The following is a 24,089-nucleotide window of genomic DNA, read 5'->3' on the forward strand; positions in this document are numbered from 1 at the left end:
ATCCGAAAATTGTGCAAAGCCTTTTGGAATATTGATACAGTAGCGGTTAAAACGATTAATGCTTAGGTTGGTAAGGATGATGTTCCATCCAGTGTCGAGCAATATCCAGACGGCGGCAAATCCAAACCTTGTCATGCTTCTGGACATAATCGAGGAAACGCACCAACGCTGCTGTACGCCCAGGACGCCCTGCTAACCGCGCATGTAACCCAACAGACATCATTTTGGGGGCTGTTTCTCCTTCCTGGTAAAGCACATCAAACGCATCTTTGAGATAAGTAAAGAAGTCATCGCCACTGTTGAATCCAGGCGCAACGCAGAACTTCATATCGTTGTTGTCTAGAGTGTAGGGAATTACTAAGTGTGGCTTCCCCTCAACTTCTACCCAGTAAGGCAAGTCATCGTTATAGCCATCAGAGTCGTAAAGAAAGCCACCCTCCTCAACAACTAAGCGACGGGTGTTAACACTAGGCGCATAACGACAGTACCAACCGAGAGGACGTTCACCCGTTAGTTTCTGCAATGACTCAATCGCCCAACGCATTTGTGCGCGTTCCTCGACTTCATTCATGTTTTGGAAGCCAATCCAGCGCCAACCATGACAACAGATATCATATCCAGCTTTTGCGATCGCATCTGCTGCTTCTGGATTTCGTTCTAACGCCAGTGCCGCACCAAATACAGTAATAGGAATATCTCGTTGGGCAAATAAGCGCATCAACCGCCAAAATCCTGCCCGACTCCCATACTCATAAACCGACTCAACAATTAAGTCTCGCCTCCCCGATTCCATCGAAGCACCAGGCACTTCCCAAAGATACGTTTCTGAGCGATTATCACCATCAGGAATCGAGTATTCTGACCCCTCCTCATAGTTCATTACAATTTGCAGGGCAAGGCGAGCGCCTCCAGGCCATTTTGGATCAGGTGGGTTTGCCCCATAGCCAATTAAGTCACGCGGGTAAGGCTGGGTCATGAGACAAGTAGATGAACACGAGTTGACAGTAACTATAATTGCATCTCTGGTGCTGTAAGCTGTTGGCAAATTCATTGCTGTAGGAGCCAATGGCATTCATTGGTGTCAACTTAAGACCCGCTCATTGGTTTGGCTGACCATATTATTTGTTTTCTATTGGTATTGATTCATCAGTCGTTGCACCTGAATCTGCACATCTTGAAAGGCAAGAGGAGACACAACCCCAGTTCTGAAGGTTTGTTCGGTGGTGTAGCGCCCGTTCTCTAAGTCTCGAAAGACTGTAAGTTCCTTATCCTTAAGATTTACTACCCAATATTCAGCAATATCTGCTTCGTCATAGACAGCTTTTTTCTCGTTCAGGTCTTTGCTGAGAGTAGTGTTTGAGAACTCAATTAGCCAAAAAATGTCATCTGGATAGGGATGGTGTTCTAGATAGACTGCTCCCAGTGGTTTAACTATTGCCAAATCTGGGGCGGGTTCGGAGTCATGGGGCAGGGTGATGGGGTGCGCCTCGCGGATTTTGACCCGATTGCCCAGCAATGTCCGCAAATAATCGCCAACTTCACTGTTGTAGTAGGCGTGGGGTTCTCGCTCTGGCGGCATAACTACAAGATCTCCGCGCAATAGCTCGACGGGTTGATCGTCAAACAGCCCAGCATCAATCGCCCGGTGATAGCGTTCAATTGTCCATTTGTAGGTGGTAACAGTCATGGCTTGTAAGCGGATCTTATTCATTTTTTTGAATGAATAGCTGACTCAGCCGTTTTAATATTCCTAAAACTGTATACGAATCATTACCCCGCCTTAACGTAAATTCATCCGATAACGCATACAGTGGAACCTCTTGCTGAATCATTTTAAGAAAAATAAAATTACTTCCATTCGTCACCAAACCAAACAGAGGCTTTTCAGGTTGAGGACTTGCCAACATATAAGCTAAAGCCTGCGGAATTCCTGGCTCTAGAGACAGTCCGGCGCGTTTCGACTCAATGACAATTACCCAAAACCGATCTTGCAACACCAAAACATCAATCTTGCCTCGGATAACAACCTCTTCATCCTGCTCAACAATCTCTACTGATTCCTCACTTTGGCTGTAAAAGGGTGGTAGATAAAAGCCCGCTAAATCCAACAGGGGTGATAGCACGACCATTTTTACCATATCCTCCAGCATTGGACGCATGATTAAGTTGAGATAGCTCTGCTTAACCCGATCTAATCGCTGCCTTTCTCCATCAGTTAGTTCAGGTAATTCCCCTTGCCATTCCTGAAAAAATTGCTCGTCTTCAGACCGCCTTAACTTAAACTTTTTTACTAAATCATATAATGTTACTTTCTCAGCCTGAATGACCTGAACCATAAACCGCATCCTACTTCTTTTGAGATGAAGCATAACTCAACTACTGAAGAAACACATCCAACCCCTGACACGTCTCATCCCGTTCTGTCTCAATCTCCTGCCAACTTAACAACAGGTTGGTATGACTGAACAGCCTTTTGATAGCGTCGCACCATTTATTCAGGAATATATCTACACACAAGGCTGGACTGAATTTAGGCAAGTTCAAGTCGAAGCTTGTCGCGTTATTTTTGATACAGATGCTCACCTTTTACTAGCAGCAGGAACCGCATCAGGTAAGACAGAAGCGGCTTTTTTGCCCGTCTTAACTCGGCTTCACCAAAACCCATCTACAACCATTGGCGTCCTCTACATTGGCGCTATTAAAGCACTAATTAACGACCAATTTGAACGCCTCAACGACTTACTCAAACAAGCTGATATTCCGGTTTGTGCTTGGCATGGCGATGTCTCGCAACGCCGCAAACAACAGTTACTCAAAAATCCTAAAGGTGTACTGCAAATTACTCCAGAATCCTTAGAAAGCCTACTTATTAATAAAACTAGTGAACTCAGCCAGCTATTTGGAGATTTACAGTTTGTCATTATTGACGAGATTCATGCTTTCATGGGTTCTGAACGGGGTTGTCAGATTCTCTGCCAATTGTCACGCCTCTCTCGATTCATCAAAACTCCACCTCGCAGGATTGGCTTATCGGCAACGTTGGGCGATTACTCACTAGCAGAGAATTGGCTGAGTTCAGGAACCAATAGAGCCGTTATTACTCCTAAAATTCAGGGTGGGCAACGAAAAGTGCAGCTAGCGTTGGAACACTTCTACCGTTCCCATGAACCTGATGATGAAGCACTCAATAGTTCTTACTACAACTACATTTTCGACAACAGCAAATCTCGAAAGTGCTTGATTTTTGCTAACAATCGTACTGAGACAGAATCCATTATCGCCAAGCTGCGTCAAATTGCCAAGACACAAGGATTACCAGATATTTACCATGTTCATCATGGCAGCATTTCTGCCCCACTTCGAGAAGCAGCAGAGGAAGCCATGCGTGAGGCTTCAACACCTGCTGTTACAGCTGCAACCGTTACTTTAGAGTTAGGGATTGATATTGGTCAACTTGAACGGGTAATTCAGCTAGACGCACCCTTTTCTGTCTCTAGTTTTTTACAACGCTTGGGACGCACCGGGAGACGGGGGAGTCCTGCTGATATGCGCTTTGTCTGCACTGAAGTTGAGCCATCTGGTGAAGAATCCTTACCTGAGCGAATTCCCTGGCAACTCTTGCAGTGTATTGCCATCAGCCAGCTTTATATAGAAGAACGTTGGATTGAGCCAATTGAGCCGATTCAATATCCCTTTAGCTTGTTGTATCACCAAACAATGAGCATCTTAGTAGGGATGGGAGAACTCTCACCTGCTGCCCTCGCTCAAGAGGTTTTAAGCCTGCCTAGTTTTGCGGCAATTACACACGCAGATTTTCGGCAACTGCTACGTTACCTGATTGATATTGACCATATTCAACAGACTGAAAACGGTGGACTAATTATTGGTTTAACTGGCGAACGGATTGTCCGAAATTTTCACTTTTACGCTGTCTTTCCAGACAATGTGGAATATGTTGTCCGGGATGAATCAGGAGAAATTGGCAGTATTGCAATGCCTCCTCAGCTAGGAAATCGGTTTGCCTTGGCTGGGAGAAGCTGGGAAGTTTTAGATATTGATACCAAAACAAAAGTTGTCTTTGTTAAGCAAGTCGATGGGAGTGCCAGTATTTCCTGGCAAGGTGGTAGTTGCAGCATTCACACCAAAATTCTGGAACGGATGCAAAAAGTTTTAATTGAAGATACGCAATATTCTTACTTGCAAACTAAAGCAAAAGAACGCCTAAAAGCAGCGCGTCAACTTGCAAAAGTAGAGGGATTGACACAAGAAAATATTTTGTGTCTTGATGAGAAAATCTGCTGTATTTTTCCTTGGATGGGAACAGTTGCCTATCGCACCTTGGAACGGTTACTCAATTTTGTTGTCAGGGAGTCTTTAGATATCAGAAGTATTAAAGGTAAATCACCTTATTATCTGATAATAAAATTGGGACATGAGAGAGTGGAAGAGCTTCGTCAGGAAATTTTTAACTTATATAATAAAGGAGTGACAGAAGATAATTTAGTTGCTGCGGAAGAAGCGCCAAAACTCCAAAAATATGATGAATTTATTCCTAACAACTTGCTTCGCAAAGCTTTTTCACTTGATTATCTAGACGTAGCGGAACTCAGACAACTTCTCAATAAGTGGTAGCTGTTGGCAAGAGGTAGTTCTTGTGGGAGTTACTATTTAGTGATAGTTAAATTTTAATCGCTACATAGCAGAGGAATTAAGGACGGGAACCGCTTCGATATTTAATGCTTTCTTAGCATCTTCTAATCGAGCAAGCGCAAAGTCCATCTCTCGGTTAGGTTTGCAACGCTCTAAAAGAGTATTCAGAACAATTTCAAACCTGGATGCTACTGACTCAACTTGCTCCGAGGAATCTGAAGAAACGCCGCTTGCTTTGGAGTAGTCAGTTCGCTTGTACCCAATTTGTTCGCCTCGCTTAAGTGACAGTCCTGCCCAATCACGGGACTCTTCTAAATACGCGATCGCTTCATGGACTTGGGCATCTAATAGATATGTCCGTAAAATGATGTCAAATAGTTGAACAAACTCAAATTCAATTTTTAGGATTTGAGCAAGTCCTTCTTGCGTTTGCTGTGGATATCTAGACAGGCGCTCCCGCAACGCTTTAGCTTCTTGTGTAAATTCTGACATAAGCCGGATAAAACTTTTGAATAAAAAAAATCAGCGACTTTTGAACCGGCACCCTACACCATATAGTCTATCAAAATACCCATTGAGACTGTGATGAAAATCAACATAAGCTTGTGAAAACACTTAAAGAAATTAAGAGGAAGCGATTTCTTGTCCTCTCCTTAAATCCGGAAGATTAAATAAATTTTATACATTCACTCTCGTAAGGTATTGAAAGCGAACTCGTGTTCTAGACGGCCGTCTTTGCCAGTTCTTTAGGTAGACGGCGAGGCACATCATAGGTTAAAAAATCATAGGCTAATTTCGTTTGTGGGAAAATTGCTCGTGCTTCCTCAAGCAAGTCATCCAACATAATTGCATTTCCCGGAGCGTAGCGCGGACTGAAGTGTGTCATGATTAACTGCTTTACCCCAGCACTCAGAGCAACTTGTGCTGCCATCGTTGAAGTAGAGTGCAAGCGGTCAAAGGCGAGTTGGGCATCTTGGTGAGCAAACGTGGCTTCGTGAATCAGAACGTCAGCATCACGGGCAAGTTCTACTGCATTATCACAATAGACCGTATCAGTACAATAAACGAACTTACGCCCAATTTCTGCTTCTCCACACAACTCGGAACCCTGAATTTGGCGCCCATCTGGCAAGGTTACCGTTTCACCGCGCTTCAGCTTGCCGTAAAGAGGCCCTGAGGGAATTCCTAATTCAGTAGCTTTTTCTACGTCAAAACGTCCCGGCCGGTCTTTTTCCTCGACTCGGTAGCCAAAAGCTGGAACACGATGCTTGAGGCTACGGCAGCTAACGATAAACTCGTCGTCTTCGTAGACTACACCTGGACTAACTGTATGAACCTGGACGGGGTAAGAAAAATGGGTTTGGGAGTACTTTTTACCAGCCCGAAGGTAGTCCTCTAAATCCACTGGTCCGTAAAGATCAATCCGATCTGTGTTTCCCGCCAGCCCACAGCTTGCTAAGAGTCCCATCAACCCATAGATGTGGTCACCGTGCATATGGGTGATGAAAATTCGGCTGATCTGACTGACCTTGAGGTCACTACGCAGCAGTTGGTGTTGGGTACCTTCACCGCAGTCAAACAGCCAGATTTCCGCACGCTGAGGTAGACGGAGGGCAACGCTGGAAACATTACGCGATCGCGTTGGGACTCCAGAGCTTGTTCCTAAAAAAGTAATTTGCACAGGCGTTGACAACTTCACACAGGTCAGGGAATTGATCTCCCATCCCTATACTACATACTACACAGCAGCACTCTAGAACAGTTTTGTTGATTTTTCCCCACCTCCCAAACTCCTCATCTATCTTGGGGAACATGCCTGACCTCTAGATCATCTAGATGAAAATTGAAGTTAGTGTTGACGCAATCAGTACTAAACGTGCTAAATGTATCCCAGGAATCTTTATAGGAGTATTACCCTAGATAGAGTCCATCGGTATGTTTAACCATGGCAACAACAATTTAACTCAGGTGAGTTTTCTCTATTCACGTCATGAACTGATTAGTCCAGCAATGGCTTGGAGCGAAATTCAATCAAATCTTGTTAATCCAAATATGAGACTAGTCGCAGTAGGAAGTTTTAAAGATGGCATCTAGACATTTCTCTGTCTCTCTTATGTCTTTGCTGAAGCAGATGATTTTACTGGGAGGGCGTCATTGGTGGCTCTCTTTTTTACTGTGGATTGTCCTAGTTGGTCCCGCGCAAGCGGCGATGGAACTACGGGTGGCAATTAAAGATGGTGTCAGCAGGGTGCAAGTGGGTAGTTCGACTAATGCTATTGTCCGGGATAGTGCTGGTCAGCAAGTCGGAGAACTAGAAGCAATGAATGCCTTCAGCGCTCAAGGTGGGGGAGGGAATGTCGCTTTGGGACAGTGGCGATCGCAATCGCTCTGGGTTGAACCGGCGGGTGACGGTTATGTTTGGATTGGCGATCGCTGGTATCGGGGACGGACTCAACTGGTTCCCACCAGTAAGGGACTCACTGCGGTTAACCATGTCAATTTAGAACACTATCTCTATAGTGTTCTCGGCGCAGAAATGAGTCCTAGTTGGCCTCTAGAAGCCCTGAAAGCCCAAGCTGTTGCCGCTCGTTCGTTCGCCCTTCATAAGCGTTCATCAGGGAATAGTGCCTACGACGTTACCAACACAACATCGTCGCAAGTTTATAAAGGGATAGAAACCGAAGCGCAAAGCACACATCAGGCAGTTAACGCAACAGCAGGACAAGTAATGACTTATGGTGGCAAAGTTATCCTCGCCGCTTTTCACTCCTCTTCGGGAGGACATACAGAAAATGTAGAAGATATCTGGACACAACCATTACCCTATCTGCGAGGAGTCGCGGATTACGACATGGGCGCACCTGTCTTCCAGTGGACAAAAAGCTTTTCCAGAGGTGAGATGAGTCGCTTGATTTCTGGTGTTGGCAATGTAGTGTCCATGACACCCGAACGCAGAACTCCTCAGGGGCGTGTCGTCACAATGAAAGTGCAAGGCGATCGCGGCACAAAGCGGGTAAGCGGCAATGATTTACGCAGCGCCTTGGGCTTGAGAAGTACACTATTTGCCGTTTCTTCAACGGGTAGTGGTTTCCAAATTGATGGTCGTGGTTATGGACACGGGCTGGGTTTGAGTCAGTGGGGGGCGCACAATTTAGCAGCGCAGGGTACTAACTACCAGCAAATTTTGGGTCACTATTACCAAAGCGCTACTCTTGCCCAGCTTCAGGCAAATTAACTATAACGGTTCTCAATTCAGTGAGATAAATGCGTAGGGGCGCACCCCAAGAGCGCCCTTATTGTGATTTGTATTCGCTCTAAAAAGCGATCGCGTTCCAGAAAACCTGACGCAAAATGCTAACTAACTTGTCAGCACAGCATAATTTCCCAGGGCGATAAGCTCATAGTAGTTACTACTGCATTCGCAGTTACTAATAACTTTACAAAAAACGATTAACAGAACTTGATGCCATTTTTAATTTAACTTTTTTATGCATCGCTCTAATTACTCATTTACCAATTTGGTCAAAAACTGGGTTACCTAATTTTTTCATATTAGTGACTGTTATTGTCACTCTCTTATCTCTATCAGGCTATCTGGGAAAACTCAACGTCTATCTAGAAATAATCAGTAACTTCAAATTTCAATATCTACTAGTTGCATTTTGTTCTTTTATCTTCTTTAGGCTGACTCGCTGCAAAAATTGGTGGATAGTAAGCTTGTTTTGCCTATCAATTAACTTGACAGAAGTCGCCCCTTGGTATCTTCCCCAACTAGGAGTTAGTCATCAAAGTTCGGGTCAATCGATGCGGCTGTTTCTGTCAAATGTTTTGTTTTCCAATACTCGGTACGCTGATGTTATCTCCCTGGTGAGAGAAGAAAAACCTGCGATCGCTGTGTTTTTGGAAGCTACTGACCCTTGGCCCGAAGAGTTGAAAGTTTTACAGGATATTCTGCCCTATCATATCGGTGCAAAGAAGCTTGAAATCGAAGTCTATAGTAGTTTTCCTCTGGAAAACACCTCAATTCAGTTATACGGAGAAAAGCGGGGCAATGTCATATCCGATTTAACGATTCAAGGGAAAGTCGTCTCAATAATTGCGAGTCATGCCAATCCCCAATTAGTTTTTGGTAGCCAAGGTTATAAGTGGCGAAATAGACATTTGGAAGAAGGTATTGGTGATTATGTGGTGCAACTCAAAAAGCCAGTTGTGTTAATTGGCGATTTGAATGCGACTATGTGGTCGCCCTACTATAAAACTATGATTCAGCGATCTGGTTTGCGTAATACTCGTGCTGGTTTTGGAATTTTACCAACTTTTGGACCATTACTACCTTGGGGAGGTATTCCTATAGACCATTGTTTAGTCAGTCCAAAAATTAAGGTTTTGAATACTAGAACGGGCAAGGAGGTTGGTTCCGATCACCTCCCTTTAGTTACAGATTTAGTCATTCCTGTCTCGTGATTAACTACTGATACAGCGAGGCAAGATAGCTGAGTGATTCACCAACAACACGACAAGTTCGGCAATCTGGCAAAATTGTCCCACCCATTCGTTCATAAAAAGCGATCGCTGGTTCGTTCCATTGGGCAACATTCCACTCCACGCGCCCACAACCTCGCTTTATCCCTAACTGAGCCACATAACTCATCAGGGCTTTACCAATGCCCATCCCTCTGTATTCAGCTAAGACAAATAAATCATCTAGATGAATACCTACTTGTGTCATGTAGGTTGAATAATTAGAAAAAAACGTCGCAAACCCAACAACTTGACCCGAAGATTCCGCCAGGATTGCCTCAATATGAGGTCGTTCTCCAAAGAGATGGGCTTCTAAGGTAGCTGCATTTCCAGTGATAGCATGAGGGATATTTTCATAATCTGCTTTCGTGTGAATTAGCTCAAATAATGTAGAAACATCAGCAGGTGTGACTGGACGTACAAGGAATTGAGACGAGACTGTTGACATGACTAGATTCCTCCTAAGATTTGAATTTATTTACTTTGCTGAAAAACATTGAGTGAAATTTTATTAAGGCTGAGCAAGCCAAAAAAAAGCTGATGGTTGATAGCTGACCGCTAACTGCTATGCTCCGAACTTCGACACTTGCAGCTAAACGCTATTAGCCCAAACTCAACAACAACCCAACTCCAACTAGCGAAATAAGAACACCGACAAATGCTCTTAGGCTTACTACTTCGCCCATCCAAATGACAATCGGTAGCACAAACAAAGGACTAGTAGCGCTTAGGGTTTGGGCAATGCCAGCCGCTGTGAATTTAAGTGCTGTTTGTTGTAGCCAAATTCCTAAGAAAGTTGAGGCAAAAGCTGCAAAAATTACAGCGCCTAGTATCCGACTTAATGACTTATCTCTATCTGTTACTAAGGGTTTGATCCAGAGTCCAATCGGATAGCGCTTGACCAACAGCCATAAAACAATGACGAGCAACGCCCCGAAGAGCCTTAGCAGCACACTCCACAAGGGACTGATATTGGTTTGAACAAAGGCTTGTCGGGATAAAACAGCACCAATTGCTTGTCCCACAGCAGATAGTAGACCGCAGATGATGCCCCAGACTGGTATTGAGGTTGCACTTTTTCCTCCCGTCGAGGCTGAACTGGACACCCCTGGTACTCGTTCAGTCACTACCCAAGCAACACCCAGAATTACCAGTAAGATGCCGCACCAAGCGATCGCACTCAGCTTTTCTTGCAAAAAGAGGGTAGATAGAAGTGCTGCTGTTGGTGGGTCTAATGTTTTTATCAGTAACGTCCGTCTTGCTCCCAATTGTTTGAGTGCTTCCAGAAAGAACGTATCTGCTAAACCGATTCCCACAACACCACTCAGGAGAAGGAGGTAGAGGGGTAAAGGGGAGGCAGTGGGGGTAGTTATGCCTTGTAAGAGGAGAGTTGGAATTAAAAATGCGATCGCCACCACCGTCTTAATCAGATTCAACTCCAACGCTGGAATCCTGGCTCCGGCATGAGTGTAAATCACTGAACCCAACGCCCACAAGCAAGCGGCACTAAGGGCTGCTAGTTCTCCCCAAAAACTTATGTATTCAACGTGAGGCAAGCTAAACATCGGCGAGAGATAACGCATTTCTCTCACTCTAGGGGAGGTGATTATAGATGTCCAATATATATTTGAGGGCTGATTTATATAAAATTTGTATAAATAGAAAAGCCAGTCATGGAACTTCGACACCTCTACTACTTCGTTGCTGTTGCCGAAGAATTGCACTTTAGTCGTGCTGCTCAACGATTGCACATTGCCCAGCCTCCCCTTAGTCAGCAAATTCGCAATTTAGAAGAGGAATTAGGCGTGCAGCTATTTGAGCGTACCAAGCGTCGGGTTGAGTTAACTGATGCAGGGCAAGTATTTTTGCAGCAAGTGCGTCCGACGCTTAGGCAGATTGAAGAGGCAGTTCGCTCGGCACAACGAGCTAGTCGTGGTGAAATTGGTCGCTTAGTTGTTGGGTTTAATAGTTCTGCGACCTATAGTGTTTTGCCTAAGATTCTTCGTGTCTTTCGAGAACGCTGTTCTGATGTGGAACTGGTTTTGCATGAACTTACTACCAGTCAACAGCTAGAACGGTTTCACCACAACCAAATTGATACAGGTATTCTTTACTTACCTGTTGAAGAGAGTAGTTTGAATATCCTGTCGGTTTTGAAAGAACCTCTGGTTATTGCTCTGGCTGAAACTCATCCCCTGGCAACTCAACCACAAGTCTCAATTCTGTCACTGATTAATGAGCCTTTTATTTTACCTCCCCATCATTTGGGAGCAGGACTCTATAGCCAAATTATGAGTCTATTTCAACAGGCAGGTTTTACTCCAAAAGTGGCGCAAGAGGCGATTTTGCTTCAAACTGCTGTCAGCTTAGTCGCTGGAGGAGTTGGTGTTGCGATCGTTCCTGCTTCTGTTCAAAATTTGCAACGAACAGGGGTTGTTTATAAGTCGATGCAGGAACAGCCCCCAGAAGTGGAGATTGCTGTCGTGTGGCGACGGAATGACTCATCCCAGGTTTTGCAGAAATTTCTCCAAGTGGTTAGCGAGATAACTGATAAATCTGGGAACTTAGGGGGAAACTAGGCGTGGGTTATGGTAAGAGGAGGGTTGGAATTAAAAACGCGATCGCCACCACCGTCTTAATCAGATTCAACTCCAACGCTGGAATCTTGGCTCCGGCATGGGTGTAAATCACGGAACCCAACGCCCATAAGCAAGCGGCACTAAGGGCTGCTAGTTCTCCCAAAAAACGCATGAATTCAATGCGATCGCAATTTCTCTTCACGATGAGCAAAACAGCCATCCCAGGTGCCAGCCATTTTCCCTACTGCAATGACTTTAGCTTGGCGTTCCGCATCAACACCCAGCGAAAATCAGTAATCAACTTCAATACTCATTGAAAAAACAGATCTTACTTGTTAGCTTGATGTCATTTCTATAATTGACATCTATCCTAAGGCGGATTATTATTTAAAAACCGATATAACAACATAAACCTATCGATCAAGTAAAGTTTTGATAAACCTATTAAAACGCTCGTTAATATAATGATTCAAAAACAATCTCTAATCGATTTACTGCCAAAGCAGTATCATCTTCCACTTCGGTTTCATTATTGGGAAATTAGAGGAAAACATGAGAGAGAAATTTTCTTCTTAAAAGAATTAGTGAGTAGTAGGAAGCGGGCTATTGATATTGGAGCAAATGTAGGAACTTATAGTTATGCACTTTCTAAATTGTATAAAGTTGTAGAAGTATTTGAACCTCAATCTTGGTGCGCTGACACAATACTTGCTTATAGCAAATCCCGTAGAAGTAACATCAATGTATATAATGTTGGTTTATCTGAATCCAATGGTTCCTTGAATTTGCATATTCCTATTAAATCGGGTCGGTACTTGTATTATTTAGCGAGTTTTAGGCAACTAGAGGGAGAGACTAAACGTATAACTGTACCTGTTCACCGACTAGATGACTATAACTTTACAGATGTTTCATTCATAAAAATTGACGTAGAAGGATATGAGAGTCAAGTAATAAGAGGAGGACAAGAAACTATTCTTAGAGAGAAGCCAGTTCTTCTTGTAGAAATAGAACAGAGGCACCTGGGTAGCAAACCTATACAAAAAGTATTTCAAGAAATTATTGACCTTCACTATGAAGGTAGTTTTTTATACAAAGGAAAGCTGCATCCTTTGTCTGAATTTTCATATGAAATACATCAAAAACAGTTTTTAGATTCTACTTTTAGCAAAGTATTTGGCAACAAGATAAATAGAAACTATATCAACAATTTCGTGTTTAAACCTATTTAGTCAAGCTGAATTGATTTGGCTTTAAATAATGCGATGAATGATACTTACTGAATCCCTCCTACTAATTGCCAGTTCTAGCTGATGGACGTCGGAGGAAATATTCTGCCGTAGAATTGGTTAGCCACAGCCATAACCTGAGGCAATGCGCCAAACTTTGTAGCTATGGCTTTGGCTAATGGGATAATGATTGGAGAGAAAGAACCATAGTTGTAAACTATGGGATTCGTTTAAGTAATCGACTTTATGCTGCCCATCTCTAGACAGCAGCAGCTTGACGGAAGCGTTTTTCAGTACCCGTATACTCCGGCACCCAACCTTCAGTTGTCGTGAAGTAGCGCACGGCTTTAATCCGTTGCGACGGTGTTAGATAAAACCAGTGTTCAGTGTTCGCCGGGACGTTGATGTAATCTTCTGCTTGTACTGTTAATTCTACTTGGGTGCCATCAGGACGAACAAAGCCAAACACCCCATCACCAGCAATAATGTAACGGACTTCAGGGTCAGTGTGGTAATGACAAGGGTCAAACTTCTCTAGCAGGGCGTTAAGATTTGGAACTTCTGGATGCAGCACAATTAAGTCACGAGACTGATAGCCAGCCGTTTGCTGGAGTTCTTCAAAGTAGCTATCAAGCGCGTCGAGAACTTGTGCTTTCTCCTCATCGCTGAGGGCATCCTTTGCTAGTAAATTTTGAACGTCTGGATTGTCTCCTACCGGCCAGCGCTTTAGCTGAACAGATAAAGGAGCCAGTTCTCGTGCAATATCATCCACCTGAGTATAAGTTGTACCGTCTTCAAGTCGTAGAATTGCCACAATACACCTCCATTTGCGATTAATCACGCTGTAGCTCTACAAGGGCTGTCCGCTACAGGGATAACTCTTGTAGGGTGGCGAAAATTATTCTTGCATAACGCTCATCCCCTAAAAGTTTTCGCTCATCCCAGCAATAGACAGCGCCTCTCTACAGCTAGATTTCGCATGATAGCACTGTTCTCAAAATACGATTTGTTTGTCTTTATTTTTATAAATTTTTTAATAGTTTTTGTTATTCGTTGATGCGCTCCTTCTTTCTTTTGCGATTGGCTTGAATTGAACGTAATGTCACGACTACTAGAGTTAAAGCAGTGATGGGAATAACAAATGCCAGGAACACTGTGCTGAATAACGGGAGGCTATCGTGCTGTGTGGAGTCTAAAATTAGGTAGGTAGCATAGGCAAGGTAATAAGCTAAAAACACTAGACCTTCCCAACGTGCGATGACGTAGCCTGTGAAAAAAATTGGCAGACACGCGATCGCAACAGCAATCATCACTGGAATGTCGAATCGCAGTGCGGCATTAGAAATATTGATCCCATCGGGTGAGACAATAGCGGCTAAACCAATCACTGCCAGGATGTTGAAAATATTGCTACCCACTACATTTCCAACTGCAATATCCCGTTCACCACGCATAGTGGCAATAACCGAAGTAGCAAGTTCCGGCAAAGACGTTCCCGCCGCGATGATGGTGAGTCCAATAACTAACTCGCTCACTCCAAATGCCTGAGCAATGATAATTGCATTATCGACAAGTAAGCGTGAGCCAAGCACCAGCAACACCAAACCCCCGATAATTAACCCCAAATTAACGACCCACTGCTGTGCTGATACACCTGAACGAACATCATCCTCAGGTACATCTTCAGATTGAGCCGCACTATTGTTCTCCTTACGGCTTTCGTAAATCAAAAACACTGTATAGGCTATACCGCCGATTAATAAAATAACACCATCCGATCTGCCAATCTTGCCATCGAGTCCGAACAACAGCATGAGAAACGACACACCGATCATGATCGGTACATCTAACCGAATTAACTGCCTAGATACCAGTAGGGGAGAAATCGTAGCTGCCAAACCGAGAATCAACAAAACGTTAAAGATATTACTCCCTACCACGTTGCCCACAGAAATGTCAGCCTGACCAGCAAAACTAGCCTGCACACTTACTGCCATTTCTGGCGAACTTGTTCCGTAAGCCACAACGGTTAGTCCGATGACAAGTGGCGAGATACCCATAATTACAGCTAATTGTGAGGCTCCACGCACTAACGCCTCTGCCCCTGCGACGAGAAGCACCAGTCCGATTGCTAAAAAAACAAGTACGATAAAGCTCATAAAATTCTCTCTGTACGATCGCAATTCTCTACTAGCGTCATGAGAAACACCCAGATCTTTGATGACTTATTACAAGCACTGTAAGCTCTTAAAGGTCACTTCGAGTTTCACCAAAAGTACATCAAGTTCTCCTTAATCTAGGAAATAAACACACGGAGATAGTTACTTTTCATGAGTTTGGGCAACAGCCGCTAGCACTGCCTCATGAATTGCCCCATTACTAGCGACAATACCCTGATTATTGACCAGTTGGAATCCACAAGCAAAGTCTAACGGCTGACCATACATATCTGTTACTGTGCCACCCGCTTCTTCCACAACAATCGCTCCTGCGGCATGATCCCAAATATTTTCTTGTCTATGTATTGATTGAGGGGAAGGTAGACGGATGTAGAGCGCCGCTTCACCCCGTGCCACTAGACCATATTTCGCCTGAGAGTCAATCCGTAGAAAGGTTTCAGTAAGTCCAGCGGCTTGAGCCACCGCCTCTTGCCGTGCCAAGTTACCATGTGCTGACTCTACACTCTCAGCCAAGCGACGTGAACCAACTGCATCAGAGTTTGCTACATGAATTGGATGTGGCTCACCACCATCCAGGGGAATCATTGTTGTTCCTTGACCTCGGACAGCAACAAAGATGACTCCTCGCTCACCATGCGGGTGTTTTGGGTCAACAGGTAAGGCGGGACAGCCTAAGATTCCTAGCTTCACCTCACCTGCCTCAACTAGAGCAAGCGCGATCGCATATTGATCACCACGTAAGTAGCCTTTCGTCCCATCAATCGGGTCTAATGTCCAGTATCGAGACTCTATCCCTCCATTCCCCCAATCGATCCAATCCGTAACTACTTTAGGGGTAGCACCAGCTAAGTGAACTTGGACGTAGTTAGTTATCTGTTGCAACTGTTGGGTCATTGCTGGCGATCGCAACAAGGTAGAATCTTCCTCAGCAATCACTGGGTCAGTGGGAAAAGCTTCAGACAGAGCTTGACAAATTACCGCTTGTGCGCCGAAGTCAGCAATAGTTACAGGGCTAAAATCAGGTTTTGCGATCGCAACGGCACCTCGCTCCTCTCGGACTTGCTCACATAGGTTGGCAGCGGCAGCTACGGCTGTAATTGCTATCTGCTTTTCTCGCTTGTACAACATAAGTCAAGGCTTCCTGAGAGAAGAAATGGTTTTAGTCACGATGGAAGCGGCTTAATCCTCTATTTCCATAAAGCCAAATTCCAGGTCGATTCGCTTCTAGTTCCCAAGGGTCTTGGAGGTTAGCTTCACGAATCCCAAAGCTAAGCGATCGCACAAACGGGATATCATCATCGTCTTGCGAATCTTCCAGATTTGATGAGCGTTGCAATGGATTAGAGGAAGTTGTGTCGCTGTAGGGTAACTGTCGAGTAACAGTTGGTTCAATTAAATCTAGTTCCTCCTCTGCTTCTGGCTCTAGTTCTATCTCAGGAATAATAACTACTTCCTCCGAGAGTGCTGTGGAAGCAACGAAAGGATTATCTTGCTGTTGATGAGTAACTAAAGGTTCACTGGGAATAAAATCATCTGCCAGATCGACAATCTCTCCCTCAAAAAATTGCTGAAGGTTTACAAGCGCCTTTTCAACTACATCACTATCGTATTCCGTGTCTTTGTTTTGTGCTGGGAGTGTTAGTGGAGAGTGATTATCAGTTGTCCCTGTCCAGCTAGGATGAGTTTCTACTTGTGCTTGAGGTTGCTCCATAACAGGAGTACCTGCCCCGGCTTGCTCTGATGCGCTTGGTGTCGCTACCGCCAAATTTTGCCTCTGGGTGGCACTTGAAGCACTATCCCTTAGAAGAACATTATTTGAATCCACGTTGAAGGAACTAACGCCACGCTGCGCTAATAAAGCTTCTTCACCGTTTTTCTGGACAGATGGCTGTACATGATCAGACATTACCTGTCTTGTTGTCGAGGGCGGTGAATGATTAGGTGCAGGTTGTTGAGACGGCGCGACTCGGCTACCTTGGGATGTTGGCCGGTTGACAAGCGCACTATCAAAAGCGTCAGTTGCTCTGGCTTGTAGGCTCACCTTTACCTTGCGATTGATAGCCTCCTGAAAAGCGGCTTCAATGTTCGGCAATCTTTCCTGAATTTTCTCCCGCCATGCCTGGGGAATACTCACACGAGCGTATTGATTATCTAAGTCTATTAGACGACCAAGCTGACGCAGTAACTCTCGCGTAGATATCGGCTTAAGCTGGGCAAGTACCTGTTGCCAAATCTGATCTAAGTCAGAATGGTCAGTTACTGTACTTGGTGCTGCTAGTGATGCCTCAGGCGGATGTGCGCTGCTGTTGTCGCTAGAGGCTACCGTTTGGCTCTCCGGAGGTGCTGTGCGATCGCTAACAGTAGGTTGTGAAATCGGGGTATTGGATGCTAGCTGTTCACGGGGAGCAGAAATCTGTGAGGCTCTTGTTACCTCGGTTGATGGTGTCGGTAGTGAGACGCTAGCAGTAGAAGCGTTGCTGGCTGGAACAGTAGAGCGAGGAGATGGCTGGCTAACGGTGTTTTGAGTTGTAGGACTAGTACTGCGTTGTAAGCTTTGCGTTGAAGGACTTTCACTGGAGGGATGACTATTTGCTGAGTGCAATAAGCCTAACAATGTTACTTCTAACCACAGGCGTGGTTGGGTTGTGTTTTTGATTTGAACTTCGCTGTCTTTGAGGTGTTTTTGCCCCGCCAAAATTGTATTAGTGTCCAGACTTTTGGCAAAGTCACACATCGTTATCCAGGTTGGTGTTGTTATTGCAACCAAATCGTTACGTGTTGGCGCGGTTTTAGCAATGAGCAAATCACGATAAAAGCCAGCAAGATTCTGGAGGACAATTAGAGGCTCTCTACCTCTATCCATTAGATGACGGGCGGTTTCGAGTACGGTTTCCGGGTTATTTGATGCGATCGCGTCTGTAAGTGCCATCAAGTCCCGTTCTGGTACTGCACCCACCAAATCCCAGACTCGCTCTACTGTCACCTCACCAACTAACAAGCTCAGCTGATCGAGTAGACTTTCAGCATCCCGAAGTCCCCCTTGAGCCACTTGTGCCACTAACGTTATCGCATCGGTTGTAATACTAATGTTTTCTTGAGCAGCAATGTATTGAAGATGAGACACCATTGCCTCTAGAGGAATTCGTCTAAAGTCAAACCGTTGACAGCGAGAGATGATTGTCGGCAATACTCGTTGAGGGTCAGTGGTGGCTAAGACAAACACCACACGATTTGGCGGCTCCTCTAATGTTTTTAGGAGAGAATTGAACGCCGCACCGCTAAGCATATGGCATTCATCAATCACATAAACTTTGTAGCGACACTGAACCGGGGCAAATTGGGCGCGTTCAATGATTTCCCGGATATTATCGACACCTGTGTTGCTTGCCGCGTCAATTTCAATGACATCGAGTGCATTACCCGATGCAATGCTTTTGCAGACCTCACAGACACCACAAGGCTGCTCTGTGGGCTTATCTTGCTTCTTACAGTTGAGAGACTTTGCTAGAATCCTCGCACTAGAGGTTTTTCCCGTGCCTCTAGGACCCGTGAATAGATAGGCTGGAGCAATCCGCTCAGTACGGATAGCGTTAGTGAGAGTAGTCGCGATCGCCTCTTGTCCAACTAAATTGGCAAAAGTCTGAGGACGATATTTATGGTGTAGAGGTTCGTAGCTCACGAGACTCAGTTGAGAAGAATGGGGAGAGGGGAGGGTGTATGCTTAACCCGCACTGCCAACAGCAATAGCGTCCATCTTAGATGAATCCTGAGCCGTCTGATGTGTCGATAGTGCCACGGCTCTGCTACAACAGCATTTATGAGTTAATTTGTATCTCACAACTTTCAATTTAAAGCTCAATGCCTCCTACTCGCCAAATCCAATGTTTTTACACCGATGGTGCTTGCACTGGCAACCCTGGTCCTGGCGGCTGGGGCACTGTGGTTTATTTCACTGATGGCTCTGTGTATGAAATGGGTGGTGCTGAAGCACAAAGCACAAACAACCGGATGGAAATGCAAGCGGCGATTCAGGCGTTAAAGGTTCTCAATGCCTCTGGACAAACTGAAGCCGTTACCCTTTACACAGATAGCGAATATGTCAAAAATGGTGCCACCAAATGGGTTAAGGGCTGGAAAAAGAAAGGTTGGAAAACGGCGCAAGGAAAAGCTGTTTTAAACCAAGACCTATGGGAGATTCTTGATGAACTCAATTCTCCACTAGTGGATTGGCAGTATGTGCGGGGACACAGTGGGAACGAAGGAAATGAGCGATGTGATACGATCGCTCGTGCTTTTGCCAATGGTAGATCCTTAGTACTAGAACAGTCGTTTAGTCTTAATCCTTCACAATCAATTCAGTCAGCCACTAATCTCCCGGTAACAGGAGTATCAGATTCAAACATTGCTCCTGAGTTAGCTTACACAACTGAACCACTGAGTGATTCCTCTTTTGACGTAGCCATGATAGACTCAACCGCTTCTCTGTCGAATACTGTACTTGACGACTTACCGCGCGAGGTGAGAGTTGGTCAACTTCGTAACTTGGTAGAAACTCTACGCATTGCTGATGAAATTGCGAGTCAGGGCTACCTAATTAGCAGTTCTGAACTGGCTGACTTAATGGACGTTAATGCTAGCGCGGTGACCAGTCGAGGTGATCACTGGCCTTGGCGCAACTGGATTGTCTCACGAGTCCGGCGTGAAGGTAATCAAATTCTCTGGCAACTCGAACGGGTAGACCAAGTGAATGGAGGAGATGAGGAATAGGGATTGGCTATTGGGGATTGGTGACTGGGAATAGAAGACAAAGCGACAGTATTTTCTACACTCCCTTCTCCCTTGCCTCACTCTTCCCCGATCCCCAATCACCCGTCCTAATCCCTATTCCCCATAAACCCTACCTCGCCAAGATTTCGGTCTTTGAACAGCAGATAAGAAAATCCGCAGAACGGCTAACGGGTCTGCCAAGGGAGAAAGCCAAAATAGCCACGAGGCTTTAGGTAATGTTTGAGTGCGATCATAAGAAGGAGCGATCGCAAATAGCAAGGCAAAGCGAATCAACACCAAAAATAAATTCAAGCCAGTGGCTGCCATTACCACTGGTGAGGACACTCCTAGCGCCAGATAACCCAAGAAAACTAGGGAGGCTGGTAGAGGAAGACCTTGGACACTCAAGAGCAACCACAAATCACTCCATAACTGACCTGTAGACGAAGCATCTTTGAGGTCAAGACTCCGCCCCCATTCTTTCCACGTTTCGGCAGCCCCCTCATACATCCGCACCTTGACGACCTTTGCCCCATCCATAAACCCAACCTTAAACCCTTGAGCCGCAGCATAACGAGCCAAGGTGACATCATCGCAAAATGAACCCTTGGCACTCGTATAACCGTCCAGCTTGGTCAAGACATCACAGCGGCATAAGAAACACTGTCCATTTGCCATTACCCGTTCTGCCGACTCGCTATTGATGCCAGTTGGTCCAAATCTATAAACCAGGGTTATCAATAGCGAAGGTTGTAGCCACCATTCCCCTGGATATTTAAGGATGAATTGCGGTGACAGGGAAACCAAGTCAAACTTCTCGTCCTCAGCCGCCTTGATTAGACCTGCAACCAGTCCGGGTGTCGCTTGAGTATCAGCATCCATACCCAGAAACCACTCACTTTTCTGGGACGTGTGTAAATAACCCGTATGCAATGCCCAAGGACGCCCTACCCAATCCGTTGGCAAGGGATCGTCGGTAATTAAGCGAAATCTGGGGTCTTTCTCTTGGGCATCCTTGACTAAATCCGGTGTCCCATCCGTTGAGCGGCTGTCTACGACAATGATTTCTCGAACTTCATAACTCTGCTGACTCAAGCCGATTAGGCAGGGTGTCAAGCGTTCTCGCTCATTGAGCGTAGGAACCACCACACTCACCTTGCCGAGTTGGTCTGGGGTCGTGGTTTGAGGAACAATTGGTAGACGGCGCCCAGGGCCTTTGCTTAGGCGGGAGAGTAGGAGAAAAGCAGCTGGGATCTGGATGAATAACAATGTTATTGCCAGAATGCCAGCAGCTTGCAGTGAAAGTAAGCCTGTTGACCCACTGACTATAGTTGCAACCGAATTCACTTAGGCATAACTCCCATCGATGCCACTGGCACTTGAGTCGTTGGGATCTCAGTGAGTCTGGTATTTTCACCTTGATCTGGTGGCATTGACGTTGGTGCGGATGAAGCCATCCACCACAGAATCACAGCAGGAAGAATGCCCAAAAGGACGCTCAACCCGATTGGAACCCAAAGCCCAACACCAAACAGAGTGAGTACAGCGCTAAAAGCAATGTTACTGATATAAACAACCAGAGGAAATATCAACTGCTGACGCGATAAGACAATAGGCTTTTTGTTCCAGAACAATGCTGCTACACCCATAAACAGACCACCAGTGGCGATCCAACCTGCAAAATTACGGTAGGGTGTTCCAAAAAAGGAGCCTACTTCCCCAAAGTGCCAGAAGGGATAAGCGGTTTGGCTCATCGCTGGATCAAGGGCAAAGTCCCAGGATGTCAGGAGTATGGCTCCCAAGGCAACGCTCAAGATGGGGCGCAAAAAGCTGATAGGATTCCCAGTTTTTACTTTGGCATTGATTGCGCTAAGAGCCAGTAGATAACAAACAAATCCCATGTAGAACCAGGAAAGGGGAACGGTGAAGGGGACAAGTCCAGCAACCTTGTAACCTAACCCACTTAAGTAGCCGTACTCTCCAAAGGGGAAGCCAGTACTGGTGCCTAGCAATTCACTACCCAAAGAGAGAAAAACAGCAGGTATCATGAACGTCAGCCATTGCCACAGTCCTAAGGTTCGGTAGGCATAAATCGCTACAGCTACCGTACCCAGAATAATGTTGACGACTCCACCCCCTGACATTGACCAAGCAAACACCTTCTGCCCAAAAGGCCCTAAGTCCGCGAGCAGTTCTGGATGGGGTATGACGAGCAGTAGCCCTGCTAGCCCAAAGACCATTGCAAAAATATGACCAACAAGAAAAGAGCGCTCAAGATTGACAAGTTGCTTCATTAGAAACTCCTAACACGGTTGAAGCCCGGAGCAAGAACCGGGAGAGCCGCATCCTTTTGAAGGCGGCATCGATATTGTTTTGAGCAGGAACAAGATTAGTTGTTTAATAGTTTACAAATGTTTATGAACAATTCCTCTGTCGTAAATAGAGATTATTTATCGCTTAGTGGGTCAATTTGACATAATATTCAAATCCTCAGGAACAGAATCCTCAGCTTTTCGCAACGCCGAGAAATTATTTAGATCTGTGAAATGTTAACACTGCTTCTAGATGTAGTGTGTTGCAACATAGAACTTTTAGAGGGAGCCACAGAACTCCTTTCCCTAAAACTTTAGGTGTACCTAGATTTAGTGAATAAGGAGTATATTTCAACGCTTCCAAGCGTGAAAATCTCCATCCGATGCAGTAACCCGTAGGAACAGGACGGTGAAATGATGGGAAAATCGTTAATATATTGGCAGTAACCTCAGTCTTGTCATTATATTTTGTTGAGCAAGCCTGTTAGTCGCCTCTGCTATCTGCCATCAGCTTCATCGCCTCTGTACCCAACATGAATTCACCTGTGTCGGAAAACGAGAAGAATGTGATTCGCCCCATCCAATACCGTGATTTGGAGGCAATCGAACAGCTTACTACAGGGGTAACTGATGCCGATAGCAACAGTTGCTCAACGACCTTTGATCGGCAGCTTCAGCAGGTTAAACGCTGGTATTGGCTGTTCAAGTTTTTGAGTTGGTTCCCGAACCCATACCAGTATGCTTTCTGTGTTTATGTTGTTGGGCAAATCCAGCAGATTCGCGGGCTAATTAAGATTGCGCCGTTTAATCGCACCCGCAGCACTTGGCGGGTAGAGCGGGTATTAGTCGATGCTGAGACTCCCCAACTAAAAAACATACCAGTAATGTCCGAACTTGGTTCTGGGCTATTAAGGCATTGCTTTGAGGCGATTTGGGAGGCGCGAACCTGGGTACTAGAGGTCAATATTCATCACAAATCGACACTTGCTCTTTATCGGCAAAATGGTTTCCAGCCGTTAGCGCAATTGACGTATTGGGCGATCGCACCGGAATTACTCCAAGAACTCGCTAAGCACGAGCCAGATGTACCTAATTTGCTTCCAGTGAGTAATGCTGATGCCCAACTGCTGTATCAGCTAGATACAGTCTCCATGCCGCCCTTAGTGCGCCAGGTGTTTGACCGCCACATCCAGGACTTTAAAACAGGCGTTCTAAGATCGTTCCTGGGGAATGTGCAGCAGTGGTTTAATCATACAGAGGTAGTCAGTGGCTATGTATTTGAACCGCAGCGTAAAGCCGCGATCGGGTATTTTAAGTTGCGGCTGTGCCGTGATGGCTCCACTTCCCACGAAGCTGAGCTAACTGTCCACCCTGCTTATACATTTCTGTACCCAGAGCTACTGGCTCAAATGGCACGGGTTGTCCAAGAGTTACCCCCGCAATCCCTGCAACTGGCTTCCGCTGACTATCAGCCAGAACGCGAAGAGTATCTGGAACAGCTTGGAGCAGAACGAATAGAGCATACATTGCTGATGTCTCGTTCTGTCTGGCACAAGCTACGGGAAGCTAAGCCTTTGGAAGGGTTACAGTTATCCGATGTACTCCAAGGGCTACAGCCAGCACGCACACCGATACCCAGTCGTATGACTTGGCTGAAATCGCTATCTAAAACGCCTCAAGTGGCTCTGAAAGCCGAGACAGCTCATCCTGTCTCTACCTCTCCTCAAGCATTACTGAAGGAGAAAAAGCTACCTTCTGAGTCTTCAGAAACTCGGATTAGGGATTGAAGATTGGGCAATAGTTTTGGATTAAGGCAGATTGACGATAAACCATCTCTTCCCAATCCTCTAG

The 24,089-nt window shown here is 45.4% G+C and carries 21 protein-coding genes; 7 read left to right on the plus strand and 14 right to left on the minus strand.

Features of this window, described 5'->3' with window-relative positions; all coding sequences use genetic code 11:
* Window positions 1–55: 55 nt before the first annotated feature.
* The 3 genes from puuE to AC5JL3_RS16010 form a co-directional block, all read right to left on the minus strand.
* A complete protein-coding gene (gene puuE, locus AC5JL3_RS16000) occupies window positions 56–976 on the minus strand; it encodes an allantoinase PuuE (protein WP_496075420.1) in 921 nt (306 codons plus the stop codon).
* 153 nt (window positions 977–1,129) lie between these two features.
* On the minus strand, window positions 1,130–1,711 hold the full coding sequence (locus AC5JL3_RS16005; RefSeq protein WP_496075421.1) for a Uma2 family endonuclease: 582 nt from the start codon (window positions 1,709–1,711) through the stop codon (window positions 1,130–1,132).
* Window positions 1,704–2,336, minus strand: a complete 633-nt coding sequence (locus AC5JL3_RS16010) for a PD-(D/E)XK nuclease family protein (RefSeq protein ID WP_496075422.1) — start codon at window positions 2,334–2,336, stop codon at window positions 1,704–1,706. The genes AC5JL3_RS16005 and AC5JL3_RS16010 overlap by 8 nt, the downstream gene beginning before the upstream one ends.
* Window positions 2,337–2,457: 121 nt before the next feature.
* Here AC5JL3_RS16010 and AC5JL3_RS16015 point away from each other — a divergent pair, with 121 nt between their 5' ends.
* Entirely contained in the window at window positions 2,458–4,632 is a 2,175-nt protein-coding gene (locus tag AC5JL3_RS16015; RefSeq protein WP_496075423.1) for a DEAD/DEAH box helicase, read from the plus strand.
* Window positions 4,633–4,692: 60 nt separating this feature from the next.
* Here AC5JL3_RS16015 and AC5JL3_RS16020 read toward each other — a convergent pair whose 3' ends face one another.
* Both AC5JL3_RS16020 and AC5JL3_RS16025 read right to left on the minus strand, forming a co-directional pair.
* Entirely contained in the window at window positions 4,693–5,142 is a 450-nt protein-coding gene (locus tag AC5JL3_RS16020; protein ID WP_496075424.1) for a hypothetical protein, read from the minus strand.
* Between the two features lie 229 nt (window positions 5,143–5,371).
* The gene (locus tag AC5JL3_RS16025; RefSeq protein ID WP_496075425.1) at window positions 5,372–6,331 is read right to left on the minus strand and encodes a ribonuclease Z; all 960 of its coding nucleotides are present in this window, start codon (window positions 6,329–6,331) and stop codon (window positions 5,372–5,374) included.
* A gap of 402 nt (window positions 6,332–6,733) precedes the next feature.
* On the opposite strand from AC5JL3_RS16025, the gene AC5JL3_RS16030 reads away from it, so the two are divergent.
* Both AC5JL3_RS16030 and AC5JL3_RS16035 read left to right on the plus strand, forming a co-directional pair.
* Complete coding sequence (locus AC5JL3_RS16030; RefSeq protein WP_496075426.1) at window positions 6,734–7,885, plus strand: SpoIID/LytB domain-containing protein; 1,152 nt, start codon at window positions 6,734–6,736, stop codon at window positions 7,883–7,885.
* 503 nt (window positions 7,886–8,388) lie between these two features.
* On the plus strand, window positions 8,389–9,114 hold the full coding sequence (locus tag AC5JL3_RS16035) for an endonuclease/exonuclease/phosphatase family protein (protein WP_496075427.1): 726 nt from the start codon (window positions 8,389–8,391) through the stop codon (window positions 9,112–9,114).
* A gap of 4 nt (window positions 9,115–9,118) precedes the next feature.
* On the opposite strand, the gene AC5JL3_RS16040 is transcribed toward AC5JL3_RS16035, so the two are convergent.
* Together AC5JL3_RS16040 and AC5JL3_RS16045 are read right to left on the minus strand one after the other, a co-directional pair.
* The gene (locus AC5JL3_RS16040) at window positions 9,119–9,619 is read right to left on the minus strand and encodes a GNAT family N-acetyltransferase (protein WP_496075428.1); all 501 of its coding nucleotides are present in this window, start codon (window positions 9,617–9,619) and stop codon (window positions 9,119–9,121) included.
* A 154-nt stretch (window positions 9,620–9,773) separates the two neighbouring features.
* Window positions 9,774–10,754 (minus strand): DMT family transporter, encoded by a 981-nt coding sequence (locus tag AC5JL3_RS16045; RefSeq protein ID WP_496075429.1) that lies wholly within the window; start codon window positions 10,752–10,754, stop codon window positions 9,774–9,776.
* Window positions 10,755–10,844: 90 nt separating this feature from the next.
* Between AC5JL3_RS16045 and AC5JL3_RS16050 the strand changes: the two genes are divergently transcribed.
* Window positions 10,845–11,750, plus strand: a complete 906-nt coding sequence (locus AC5JL3_RS16050) for a LysR family transcriptional regulator (protein ID WP_496075430.1) — start codon at window positions 10,845–10,847, stop codon at window positions 11,748–11,750.
* Window positions 11,751–11,757: 7 nt separating this feature from the next.
* On the opposite strand, the gene AC5JL3_RS16055 is transcribed toward AC5JL3_RS16050, so the two are convergent.
* Window positions 11,758–11,970, minus strand: a complete 213-nt coding sequence (locus AC5JL3_RS16055) for a hypothetical protein (protein ID WP_496075431.1) — start codon at window positions 11,968–11,970, stop codon at window positions 11,758–11,760.
* Window positions 11,971–12,214: 244 nt separating this feature from the next.
* Here AC5JL3_RS16055 and AC5JL3_RS16060 point away from each other — a divergent pair, with 244 nt between their 5' ends.
* Window positions 12,215–12,982, plus strand: coding sequence for an FkbM family methyltransferase (locus tag AC5JL3_RS16060; RefSeq protein ID WP_496075432.1), 768 nt, complete (start codon window positions 12,215–12,217; stop codon window positions 12,980–12,982).
* A gap of 256 nt (window positions 12,983–13,238) precedes the next feature.
* Here the strand turns inward: AC5JL3_RS16060 and AC5JL3_RS16065 are convergent, their stop codons facing one another.
* The 4 genes from AC5JL3_RS16065 to AC5JL3_RS16080 form a co-directional block, all read right to left on the minus strand.
* A complete protein-coding gene (locus AC5JL3_RS16065) occupies window positions 13,239–13,793 on the minus strand; it encodes a 1,2-dihydroxy-3-keto-5-methylthiopentene dioxygenase (RefSeq protein ID WP_496075433.1) in 555 nt (184 codons plus the stop codon).
* A gap of 232 nt (window positions 13,794–14,025) precedes the next feature.
* A complete protein-coding gene (locus AC5JL3_RS16070; RefSeq protein WP_496075434.1) occupies window positions 14,026–15,138 on the minus strand; it encodes a calcium/sodium antiporter in 1,113 nt (370 codons plus the stop codon).
* 162 nt (window positions 15,139–15,300) lie between these two features.
* A complete protein-coding gene (locus AC5JL3_RS16075) occupies window positions 15,301–16,287 on the minus strand; it encodes a 3'(2'),5'-bisphosphate nucleotidase (RefSeq protein ID WP_496075435.1) in 987 nt (328 codons plus the stop codon).
* Between the two features lie 31 nt (window positions 16,288–16,318).
* Window positions 16,319–18,838 carry a DNA polymerase III subunit gamma/tau gene (locus AC5JL3_RS16080; RefSeq protein ID WP_496075436.1) on the minus strand — a complete coding sequence of 840 codons (2,520 nt, stop codon included), beginning with the start codon at window positions 18,836–18,838 and terminating at the stop codon, window positions 16,319–16,321.
* Between the two features lie 179 nt (window positions 18,839–19,017).
* Here AC5JL3_RS16080 and rnhA point away from each other — a divergent pair, with 179 nt between their 5' ends.
* The gene (gene rnhA, locus AC5JL3_RS16085) at window positions 19,018–19,926 is read left to right on the plus strand and encodes a ribonuclease HI (RefSeq protein WP_496075437.1); all 909 of its coding nucleotides are present in this window, start codon (window positions 19,018–19,020) and stop codon (window positions 19,924–19,926) included.
* Between the two features lie 114 nt (window positions 19,927–20,040).
* On the opposite strand, the gene cruG is transcribed toward rnhA, so the two are convergent.
* Together cruG and cruF are read right to left on the minus strand one after the other, a co-directional pair.
* Window positions 20,041–21,255 carry a 2'-O-glycosyltransferase CruG gene (gene cruG, locus AC5JL3_RS16090; RefSeq protein WP_496075447.1) on the minus strand — a complete coding sequence of 405 codons (1,215 nt, stop codon included), beginning with the start codon at window positions 21,253–21,255 and terminating at the stop codon, window positions 20,041–20,043.
* Between the two features lie 14 nt (window positions 21,256–21,269).
* Window positions 21,270–22,220: a gamma-carotene 1'-hydroxylase CruF gene (gene cruF, locus AC5JL3_RS16095; RefSeq protein ID WP_496075438.1), complete on the minus strand. Its 951-nt coding sequence runs from the start codon at window positions 22,218–22,220 to the stop codon at window positions 21,270–21,272.
* 551 nt (window positions 22,221–22,771) lie between these two features.
* Between cruF and AC5JL3_RS16100 the strand changes: the two genes are divergently transcribed.
* A complete protein-coding gene (locus tag AC5JL3_RS16100; RefSeq protein ID WP_496075439.1) occupies window positions 22,772–24,025 on the plus strand; it encodes a GNAT family N-acetyltransferase in 1,254 nt (417 codons plus the stop codon).
* Window positions 24,026–24,089: the final 64 nt, after the last annotated feature.

The sequence above is a fragment of the Symplocastrum torsivum genome (genome assembly GCF_059505465.1).

Excerpts from the sequence above, each read along its gene's own strand:
- puuE (WP_496075420.1), bottom strand. The coding sequence starts at position 976 with ATGACCCAGCCTTACCCGCGTGACTTAATTGGCTATGGGGCAAACCCA.
- AC5JL3_RS16005 (WP_496075421.1), bottom strand. The coding sequence starts at position 1,711 with ATGAATAAGATCCGCTTACAAGCCATGACTGTTACCACCTACAAATGG.
- AC5JL3_RS16010 (WP_496075422.1), bottom strand. The coding sequence starts at position 2,336 with ATGGTTCAGGTCATTCAGGCTGAGAAAGTAACATTATATGATTTAGTA.
- AC5JL3_RS16015 (WP_496075423.1), top strand. The coding sequence starts at position 2,458 with ATGACTGAACAGCCTTTTGATAGCGTCGCACCATTTATTCAGGAATAT.
- AC5JL3_RS16020 (WP_496075424.1), bottom strand. The coding sequence starts at position 5,142 with ATGTCAGAATTTACACAAGAAGCTAAAGCGTTGCGGGAGCGCCTGTCT.
- AC5JL3_RS16030 (WP_496075426.1), top strand. The coding sequence starts at position 6,734 with ATGGCATCTAGACATTTCTCTGTCTCTCTTATGTCTTTGCTGAAGCAG.
- AC5JL3_RS16040 (WP_496075428.1), bottom strand. The coding sequence starts at position 9,619 with ATGTCAACAGTCTCGTCTCAATTCCTTGTACGTCCAGTCACACCTGCT.
- AC5JL3_RS16045 (WP_496075429.1), bottom strand. The coding sequence starts at position 10,754 with ATGCGTTATCTCTCGCCGATGTTTAGCTTGCCTCACGTTGAATACATA.
- AC5JL3_RS16050 (WP_496075430.1), top strand. The coding sequence starts at position 10,845 with ATGGAACTTCGACACCTCTACTACTTCGTTGCTGTTGCCGAAGAATTG.
- AC5JL3_RS16055 (WP_496075431.1), bottom strand. The coding sequence starts at position 11,970 with ATGGCTGTTTTGCTCATCGTGAAGAGAAATTGCGATCGCATTGAATTC.
- AC5JL3_RS16060 (WP_496075432.1), top strand. The coding sequence starts at position 12,215 with ATGATTCAAAAACAATCTCTAATCGATTTACTGCCAAAGCAGTATCAT.
- AC5JL3_RS16070 (WP_496075434.1), bottom strand. The coding sequence starts at position 15,138 with ATGAGCTTTATCGTACTTGTTTTTTTAGCAATCGGACTGGTGCTTCTC.
- AC5JL3_RS16075 (WP_496075435.1), bottom strand. The coding sequence starts at position 16,287 with ATGTTGTACAAGCGAGAAAAGCAGATAGCAATTACAGCCGTAGCTGCC.
- rnhA (WP_496075437.1), top strand. The coding sequence starts at position 19,018 with ATGCCTCCTACTCGCCAAATCCAATGTTTTTACACCGATGGTGCTTGC.
- cruF (WP_496075438.1), bottom strand. The coding sequence starts at position 22,220 with ATGAAGCAACTTGTCAATCTTGAGCGCTCTTTTCTTGTTGGTCATATT.
- AC5JL3_RS16100 (WP_496075439.1), top strand. The coding sequence starts at position 22,772 with ATGAATTCACCTGTGTCGGAAAACGAGAAGAATGTGATTCGCCCCATC.